The sequence below is a fragment of the Terrisporobacter sp. genome (genome assembly GCF_017888745.1).
Lineage (GTDB): Bacteria > Bacillota > Clostridia > Peptostreptococcales > Peptostreptococcaceae > Terrisporobacter.
Genome location: NZ_JAGHFM010000113.1, coordinates 1 through 9,300, shown reverse-complemented (window position 1 = coordinate 9,300; position 9,300 = coordinate 1). Strand labels below are relative to the sequence as shown.

The 9,300-nt window shown below is 29.1% G+C and carries 8 protein-coding genes; 1 reads left to right on the top strand and 7 read right to left on the bottom strand.

Annotated elements, in window-relative coordinates; genetic code table 11:
* The 4 genes from J7G74_RS05640 to J7G74_RS05625 all read right to left on the bottom strand — a co-directional run.
* The coding region (locus J7G74_RS05640; RefSeq protein ID WP_297132939.1) for an ATP-binding protein at positions 1-927 on the bottom strand (927 nt) is incomplete at its 3' end.
* 24 nt (positions 928-951) lie between these two features.
* Positions 952-2,001 carry a glutamine-hydrolyzing carbamoyl-phosphate synthase small subunit gene (carA, locus tag J7G74_RS05635; RefSeq protein ID WP_297132937.1) on the bottom strand — a complete coding sequence of 350 codons (1,050 nt, stop codon included), beginning with the start codon at positions 1,999-2,001 and terminating at the stop codon, positions 952-954.
* Between the two features lie 12 nt (positions 2,002-2,013).
* The gene (gene pyrF / locus J7G74_RS05630; protein ID WP_297132935.1) at positions 2,014-2,730 is read right to left on the bottom strand and encodes an orotidine-5'-phosphate decarboxylase; all 717 of its coding nucleotides are present in this window, start codon (positions 2,728-2,730) and stop codon (positions 2,014-2,016) included.
* Between the two features lie 311 nt (positions 2,731-3,041).
* Positions 3,042-3,860 (bottom strand): nitroreductase family protein, encoded by an 819-nt coding sequence (locus J7G74_RS05625; RefSeq protein ID WP_297132932.1) that lies wholly within the window; start codon positions 3,858-3,860, stop codon positions 3,042-3,044.
* Between the two features lie 276 nt (positions 3,861-4,136).
* Between J7G74_RS05625 and J7G74_RS05620 the strand changes: the two genes are divergently transcribed.
* Positions 4,137-5,366: an aminopeptidase gene (locus tag J7G74_RS05620; protein WP_297132930.1), complete on the top strand. Its 1,230-nt coding sequence runs from the start codon at positions 4,137-4,139 to the stop codon at positions 5,364-5,366.
* 306 nt (positions 5,367-5,672) lie between these two features.
* Here the strand turns inward: J7G74_RS05620 and J7G74_RS05615 are convergent, their stop codons facing one another.
* From J7G74_RS05615 to J7G74_RS05605, 3 genes are read right to left on the bottom strand one after another with little or no spacing between them, the layout of a single operon-like run.
* Positions 5,673-8,069 (bottom strand): homocysteine S-methyltransferase family protein, encoded by a 2,397-nt coding sequence (locus tag J7G74_RS05615; protein WP_297132928.1) that lies wholly within the window; start codon positions 8,067-8,069, stop codon positions 5,673-5,675.
* Entirely contained in the window at positions 8,059-8,763 is a 705-nt protein-coding gene (locus J7G74_RS05610; RefSeq protein WP_297132925.1) for a vitamin B12 dependent-methionine synthase activation domain-containing protein, read from the bottom strand. The genes J7G74_RS05615 and J7G74_RS05610 overlap by 11 nt, the downstream gene beginning before the upstream one ends.
* 1 nt (position 8,764) lies before the next feature.
* Complete coding sequence (locus tag J7G74_RS05605) at positions 8,765-9,220, bottom strand: S-ribosylhomocysteine lyase (RefSeq protein ID WP_297132923.1); 456 nt, start codon at positions 9,218-9,220, stop codon at positions 8,765-8,767.
* Positions 9,221-9,300 lie beyond the last annotated feature (80 nt).

Sequence of the window (9,300 nt, the reverse complement as noted above, 5' to 3'; positions counted from 1 at the left end):
TAATGCTGATGATCTACTTACACGAGGATTTATTTCTATAATTGCATACTCTAATCTATGAGGATGAAGTGCTATCTGTACATTACATCCACCTTTAACTTCTATAGCATTTATTATATCTATAGAGGCTTTTCTTAATAATTGATATTCTACATCACTTAAAGTTTGGCTAGGTGCAACAACTATACTATCTCCTGTATGTACTCCGACAGGATCAACATTTTCCATATTACATACAGTTATACAGTTTCCATTACCATCTCTCATTACTTCATACTCAATTTCTTTCCATCCTTTTATACTTTTTTCTAAAAGAACTTGAGTAACTGGACTTAATTGTAATCCATGATTTAATATTTCTGTTAACTCTTCTCTATCGTTGGCGATTCCCCCACCAGTTCCCCCTAAAGTGTACGCAGGTCTAACTATTACTGGGTATCCTATTTTATCAGCATATATAATACCATCTTCTAAGTTAGTTACTATATCACTTTCTATAACTGGTTGATTTATCTCCCTCATAGTTTCTCTAAATGTATCTCTGTCTTCACCTTTTTTTATTGATTCAACAGATGTTCCAATTATTTTTACATTATATTTATCTAATATTCCGGCATCACTTAATTCAACAGCAAGATTTAAAGCTGTTTGTCCCCCCATACCTGCAAGTAAACTATCTGGTCTTTCTTTTTCTATTACTTTTTCTATTGATTCTATTGTTAAAGGTTCTATATATATTTTATGTGCAACTTCTTTATCCGTCATAATTGTTGCAGGGTTACTATTTATAAGAACAACTTCTACTCCCTCTTCTTTTAAAGCTTCACAAGCTTGTGTACCTGAGTAATCGAACTCAGCTGCTTGCCCTATTATAATAGGACCCGAACCTAATACTAATGTTTTCTTAATACTATCTATTTTAGGCATAACTTTTTTCTCCCATCTAAACAATTATAATAATTCTAAAAATTTATCAAATACATAAGTGCTATCTTTTGGCCCTGGACAAGCTTCTGGATGGTATTGAACACTATATACTGGTAGTTCTTTATGTCTCATTCCTTCTACTGTATTATCATTTAAGTTAATTTGAGTTACTTCCATACATTCTGGAACTTCACTTACATAATATCCATGGTTTTGAGATGTTATAAATACTCTATCCTCTTCAAAATCTTTCACTGGATGGTTTCCACCTCTATGACCAAATTTAAGTTTTGAAGTTTTTCCACCAAATACTTTTCCTAAAATTTGATGTCCTAAGCAAATTCCTGCTACAGGTTTCTTTCCTACCATTTGTTTAGCGTTTTCTACTATTTCTTCTAAATCATCTGGATCCCCAGGTCCATTTGATAAGAATATCAAATCTGGATTAGTAGATAAAACTTCTTCTGCTGAAGTTAAGGCTGGAAATATAGTTATATCGCATCCTCTTTCAGCAAAGTTATCTATTATATTTTGTTTTACACCATAATCCATTATTGCTACTTTAGGACCATTACCTTCAATATGTTCAACTTGCTTTCTTGATACAGTCATAACTGCTGTATTGTTTTCAAAAGCGTCTAACTTATGTTTTATATCTTCTAATTTAGCTTCATTATCTATTGTTATGATACCTTTCATAGTACCGTTATTTCTTAATATCTTAGTCAAAGCTCTTGTATCTATACCTTCAAGGCCTATTATTTTATTTTGCTTTAAATATACATCTAAGCTCATTTCGCATCTAAAGTTATTTGGTTCATCACTTTTTTCTCTAACTATGAATCCTTTTACTGATACCATACTAGATTGTACATCTTCTAAATTTATTCCATAGTTTCCTATTAAAGGATAAGTCATCGTCACTATCTGTCCATAATAAGAAGGATCTGTTAATACCTCTCCATATCCAGTCATTGAAGTATTAAATACAACCTCACCAACAGAATCTTCTAAATATCCAAAAGCCTTTCCTTCAAAAATAGTTCCATCTTCTAAAATTAATCTCGCCTTCATACCCCTTGCCCCCTAAGCTTTTTCTATTTCTTTTACAATATCAATTGCCGCTTGTTTTGGATTTTCACTTTCAGTTATCGGTCTTCCAACAACTATGTACTTAGCTCCATTTCTAATAGCCTCTGTTGGAGTAACTACCCTTTTTTGATCTCCTGCATTTGATGATGCTGGTCTTATTCCTGGGCATACAGTAACAAAATCTTCCCCACATACTTCTACTATTTTATTAACTTCTTTAGCAGAACATACTATTCCATCTATCCCTGATTTTTTTGCTAGTTTTGCTCTCTTTATTACTAACTCTTCTGTTGTCATATTACATCCTATATCTTGTAAGTCTTCATTACTTAATGAAGTCAACACTGTAACACCTACAATTATAGGTTTTTCTATATTTAATCTTTCAGCTTCTTCTTTAGCTACTAAAGCACATTGTCTCATTCCTTCTAAGTCAGAAACATGTATTGTCATTAGCCATACATTATCTCTTACAGCTGCTCTCACTGCACTTTTCATTGTATTTGGTATATCGTGGAATTTAAGATCTAAAAATATCTTCTTTCCTTTTTCTTTAAGGTAATCAACTGTTTTTCCTCTTGTAGCAACATATTGCTCTAAACCTACCTTAAATATATCTACACTATCTTCTAACTGATCTATTAATTCCTTAGCTTTATCAAAATCACCTGTGTCGATTGCAACGATTAATTTTTCTTTTCCATTTATCATTTTATTCACTCCTTCTTAATAAAGCCTTAAAAAAAATCCTTACACCAAAAAGAGGTATAAGGATTCTGTATTCATAATCTAAACAATAAAAATAATTCGTATTAGTTATGTTTCATCTTTATCAGCCTCTCTGGACTATTTTAAAAGACTTTATTATATTTTCATTTTATTATAATCATTAAAAAATTTATCTAATAATTTATTCTAGCCTCTCTGGACTAATATATAAATTACCATTATTTTATTAAAATTAAGTTTATCTAATTATTACATTTATTTTATTTCGTGTCAACTATTCTTTAGCTAACATATTATATTTCTTCTTGATTTTTATCAATAATACTTATGAAATATTCTTTCATTCTCTTATTATTAACCGTTTTCTTTGCATATTCAACATTTAAATTATTCTCTTTACAACATATATCAAAATGCCTTAATGCTCCTCCCATACTTATCTTACTTTCCTCTTCGATTTTATATTTTTTCTTTGGCAAACATTCATACAAATCGAATCCATAATCATTTTCTTTAAATAACCACGGTTGTTGATTCATAATAGATGGTGATACTCTTACCCCTTCAAAAACTTCATTCCATTTTGGATTAAAAGTTTTACAAATATCTTTCATTTTCTTTCTATTATAACTTTTTTTACCTTTTCTAAATAAACTATCATATTTATCCGGATAACCAATTGCAATTAATGATACAGGGTATTCTATTTTGTCCTCATAGTCTTCCTCTTCCATATCTATTTCATCTAATTGCATGAATTCTTCAACATCTTCCCTTTTTAATTTACACTGTAACCATGTACTTCCTACTCCTAGACAAGTTAACTCTAGAATTAATTCTTCCATAGCAAATCCTACATTTTGCAAGTAGTCTTCACCTTTATTTGACGTCATAAGAATGTAGTGAGGTGCTTTAACCTCATATTCTTTACCTATAGAAAAATGTATCAAATGTCCTCTTTCAATTAAATGGGCTTTAATATTTAAATCGTTATTTAGATAAGTTATATTGCAGCATAGTTTTTTTATTTCTTCTAATAATGGTTGTTTTATCTTCTTGTCTGAATAACTTTTTATAGTTTTTCTATAAAAAATTGCATCATATAACTCCATCTATAACCTCCTAACTGAAATGTATCTCCCATCTTTTATCATAAATATATCTACTTTAGATGTAATCAATTTCTTAATTTATTCTCATTATTTTATTATAAGATTTTTGAAGATTTTTTAAAATATAATATTTCATTTTTGTTCGATTTTTTTGTAAAAAAATATTTTTAATTTAGCTATAATGCAACTTTTTGTATGATTATTGTTGATATGATTAAAACTATAATATAATGATATAATAGAATTACTAGTAAATTTTATAAACGGAGGTTAAAAATGGATTTAGATAGAAATTTAAAAAAATATGCAGAGTTAGCTATTAAAATCGGTGTTAATATTCAACCAAATCAAACACTTCTTATTAGAACACCTATTGAGTGTGCTGACTTTGTAAGACATGCAGTAAAATGCGCTTACGAATGTGGAGCTAGAAATGTGTTTGTTGAATGGTCAGATGAAGAATGCTCGTTAGCTAGATACCTATATGCACCTGATGAAGTATTTAATGAGTTTCCTCGCTGGATATCAGATCAATATGTAGATATTGCTAAAGAAGGTGGCGCTTTCTTAAGTATATATGCTCAAAATCCTGATTTACTTAAAAATGTAGATCCTAAAAGAGTTGCAAATTATCAAAAATCTTCTGGAGCAGCTTTAAAAGAATGGAGATCTTATACTTTAACAGATAAGTGTAAATGGAGTATAGTATCTGTCCCAACTAAAGCTTGGGCTCAAAAAGTATTCCCTGATATATCTGCAGACGAGGCTGTAAATAAACTTTGGGATTTAATATTTAAATGTACTCGAGTAGATAAAGAAGACCCTATTCAAGCATGGCATGAGCATAATGCAAACTTAGAAAAAAGAACTTCTTTCTTAAATGAAAAGAATTTTAAAACATTAAAATACAAATCGGAGAAAACAGATTTAACTATAGGTCTTCCTGAAGGTCATATATGGGAAAGTGGAGCATCTAAAGATCCAAATAATATAAACTTTAATCCAAATATACCTACAGAAGAAATATTTACATTACCTCATAAATATGAAGTAAATGGAGTGGTGCATAGCTCTAAACCTTTAGTTTATGGTGGAAATGTAATAGATGATTTTTCTTTAACTTTTAAAGATGGTAAAATTATAGACTGTTGTGCTGCTCAAGGCGAAGAAACATTAAAAAACCTTATAGATACAGATGAAGGTTCTCATTATCTAGGTGAAGTTGCATTAGTTCCTTATTCATCACCAATATCTGATACTAATATTGTATTCTACAATACATTATATGATGAAAATGCATCTTGTCATCTTGCTATCGGTTCAGCATATGCAACATGCATAAAAGATGGAGCTAATTTACCTAAAGAGGAGTATGATAAATACGGAATAAATGATAGTTTAACTCATGTTGACTTCATGATTGGTACATCAGATTTAAATATAATCGGTACTACTCATGATGGAGAAGAAATTCAAATATTTAAAAATGGTAATTGGGCATTTTAGTATACAAGTCCAATTAAATTTTTCCAACAAAAAGAGGCTATAAAATAGCCTCTTTTTATGTTGACGAGAAATTTTTAATTTTTATTAATCTAAAATAGATTAATGATTAGCTGCTAATTAACCTCTATATATTGAATCAAATAATCACAATATATACATAGATTATTTAAATGATTAATTTATCAACTAACTGTTATTTAATATTAACACATAAAGACAATTTATAACATATTTTTTACTTATTTTAAGTTCAAAATTTTATAAACTGCTCTTTATATTCTAACATATTATTATATTTTTTTTCAATTATATTTTACTGTTAAAATTTATTTTAGCTATTTCTACTGCTGATTTCGCATCCTTAGAGTAATAATTTGCATTCATCTTATCTGCATATTCTTGAGTTAAAACTGCTCCACCTACAAATACTTTTGCATTTATTCCATTATCTCTTAATGCTGATATAGTTTTTTTCATATTTTCTACCGTTGTAGTCATTAAAGCACTTAATCCAATAAGCTCTATATTTTCTTCTTTAGCTCTTTTTACAACATCTTCAATAGGAACATCTTTGCCAAGATCTATTACTTGATATCCATAGTTTTCAAGCATTATTTTTACTATGTTTTTTCCTATATCATGAATATCACCTTGAACTGTTGCTACTATTATCTTACCCTTTGAACCATCATTGCTATTATTTTGACTTAATCTTTCTTTTATAATGTTTAATGATACTTTAACAGTTTCAGCAGATTGAATCATTTGTGGTAAAAATAATTCTCCCTTATCATATTTTTCCCCTACTTTGTCTAAAGCAGGTATTAATATTTCATCTAAAACATAATATTCATCTTTTGACTCTAGAATATCTAAAGTTAATCCTTTTGCCTCTTCTTTTAATCCTCTTTCTATCACATCTTCTAGAGTAAGTTTTTCATTATTTTTCTTTTTTGTAGTTTTTTTATCCTCTGAAATATCACTACATTTCTTTATATAATCTACGCAACCTTTATCCATATTACTAATTACCCTATATGCGTATATAGAATTAACCATATTTTTGTCTTCTGTATTAATTATTGCTAAATCTAATCCGTCGCCAAGGGCTAAGTTTAAATATGTGTTATTTAAAGCTCTTCTATTAGGTGTACCAAAAGATATGTTTGAAACTCCCAAAATAGTTTTGCATCCTAAATTTTCTTTTACCATTTTTATTGCTTTTATAGTTTCTAAGGCTTCTTCCTGCTGAGCAGAAACAGTAAGAGATAAACAATCTATGAATATGTCTTTTCTTTTTATTCCATAGCTTTCAGCTCTCTCAACTATCTTCTTAGCAATATTAAATCTTCCCTGTGCTGTAGATGGTATCCCATTGTCGTCTAAAGTAAGTCCTACAACACAAGCTCCATATTTTTTTACTATAGGTAAAATTTTTTCTAATGATTCATCTTTTCCGTTTACAGAGTTTACAATTGTTCTACCGTTGTAATATCTTAATCCATTCTCAAGAGCCTTAACATTAGAAGAATCTATTTGCAAAGGTAAATCAACTACTTCTTGAATTCCCTTTATGACCCTAATCATAGCTTTTTCTTCATCTATCTCTGGCAATCCCACATTCACATTTATAATTTGCGAACCTTCCCTACCTTGTTCAAGAGCCAAGTTTATTACATAGTCATTGTCTCCTGTAATATAAGCATTTTGTAGATGCTTTCTTCCTGTAGGATTTAGTCTTTCTCCTACTATTGTTGGCCCATTTACATCAATATATTTTACAGATGAACATACTATAGTAGTTTCTTTTCTATTTGGTTCTTGCTTAACTAGTAAATCAATATTATCACATATTTCTTTTATAAAAGTTTCATTAGTACCACAACATCCACCTATAATAGATGCTCCCAATTTAACAAATTCTCTAACACCTTGAAAAAACTCATATGCTGTCATTTTATATACTGCTTGATTATTTTCCAATACTGGTAAACCTGCATTAGCTTGTACTATAACAGGTACATTTGCGATTTCTGTTATTGTTTTTACTATTGGCAATAACTGTTTTGGCCCTAAAGAACAGTTTACGCCTAGTGCATCTACACCTAAACCTTCAATCGTAGCTACCATAGATTCTGGTAAACATCCTGTAAAACTTCTTCCATTTTCATCAAAAGTCATAGTACATATTACAGGTAAATTAGTATTTTCTTTAGCTGCCAAAACTGCTGCTTTAGCTTCATAAAGATCCATCATAGTTTCTATTATAATTAAGTCCGCTCCACTTTTCTCTCCTTGAATAGCTTGTCTTTTAAAGATATCGTAAGCTTTATCAAAAGAAAGAGTTCCCATAGGTTCTAACATCTCTCCTATTGGTCCTATATCTAAGGCTACATATCTTGGCTTAGTTTTATCGGTTTCTTCTATTGCTTTTTTAGCTATAGAAACAGCACTATCTATTATCTCTTCCACCGTATATCCTAGTTTCGTAACTTTAAGTTCATTGCAACCAAAAGTATTAGTAGTTATTACATTACTTCCTGCTTCTAAATACTTTTTATGTATTTTTAATAATTTATCAGGATTTTTCATACCAAACACTTCTGGATTATCTCCAATTGGAAGCCCTTCATTTTGAAGCATCGTTCCCATTGCCCCATCAAATATTAATATATTATCTTTTAAGTATTCCTTAATCTCCACAAATTTTAGCCTCCTTTTTATACTTACAATTATGCTTATTAGAGCAGTTATCACAAGATTTTTTTTCTCTTTTTATCCCCTTTTTAGAAACTCCTATTAATGCAACAACAGACTTTCTTGGAATCATAATTCCACTGTCTGTCACTGTTAACCCTATTTCTTTTTGACTATTTAAAATATTAATTATATCTACATTTTTTTCAATTGATAAATCCCCATATCCAGGGCTATATCTCATAGTTATATGCTTATTTTCTTTCAATAATTCACGCTCTATATTTTCTTGTAAAATATCGCACACTTCCTCTATAGCTGTTGTAGCACATGCATCAATTATTAAACCTTTACTTAAATTAGTATAAGTTAATTTTCTTATTTCTTTTTCAATTTCTAATCCTAATGTTGATGATATTAAAATACATTCATCACATTTATCAAATAGTCTATATATATCTTCACTCTCAAATTTTATATTTGAATCTTTTAAATAAACAATTTTTTTATTATTGATATCTTGTTTTTCTATAAAATAAGTTCTGAAAACGTACCTTGGGTTTATAATTTCTCTTGTCCTATTAATACAATTATCAATTTCCTCATTTATGTTGTTACTTAGGTTTTGATTTTTATACTGTAAGTATCTTAATACTTCTTTTTTATCTATTTGAAGTAACTTACTAATATTTTCTATCATCTTATTCTCCGTAGATATTTAAAGAAAATCCTTCTTCTAATGCTTTTTGGGCATATTCCTTTGCTCCAAATAAAGATAAATCTTTATAGTTACCACATTCAACAGCAGTAGCTGCTATCATTTCTTTTGAGTCTATAACCTTATGTAACGCTTTTTCTAATCCTTCTTTTACTATCGATGGTTCTACATCTCCCCACATTATTAAGTAAAATCCTGTCCTACATCCCATAGGAGATAAGTCTATTATATTATTTAATTCTTCCCTTAAATATGTGGCTAATAGATGTTCTAATCCATGTATTGCTGCTGTTCCAAAAGACTCTAAATTGGGTTGCAAAAATCTTAAATCAAATTTACTTACTCTATCCCCCATTGCTCCATCTAATACACAACACTTTCTCACATATGGCGCTTTAACTTTATTATGATCTAACTTAAAACTTTCTACTTTTTCCATTCATCCTAACTCCTTACATTAAATTGTTAATATATTATGCTAAAATAATATTAATATTATTATAGTATTATTTTTTACAT

Bases quoted from the DNA above. Each gene is read 5' to 3' on its own strand.
- carA (WP_297132937.1), bottom strand. From the start codon at position 2,001: ATGAAGGCGAGATTAATTTTAGAAGATGGAACTATTTTTGAAGGAAAG.
- pyrF (WP_297132935.1), bottom strand. From the start codon at position 2,730: ATGATAAATGGAAAAGAAAAATTAATCGTTGCAATCGACACAGGTGAT.
- J7G74_RS05625 (WP_297132932.1), bottom strand. From the start codon at position 3,860: ATGGAGTTATATGATGCAATTTTTTATAGAAAAACTATAAAAAGTTAT.
- J7G74_RS05620 (WP_297132930.1), top strand. From the start codon at position 4,137: ATGGATTTAGATAGAAATTTAAAAAAATATGCAGAGTTAGCTATTAAA.
- J7G74_RS05610 (WP_297132925.1), bottom strand. From the start codon at position 8,763: ATGATAGAAAATATTAGTAAGTTACTTCAAATAGATAAAAAAGAAGTA.
- J7G74_RS05605 (WP_297132923.1), bottom strand. From the start codon at position 9,220: ATGGAAAAAGTAGAAAGTTTTAAGTTAGATCATAATAAAGTTAAAGCG.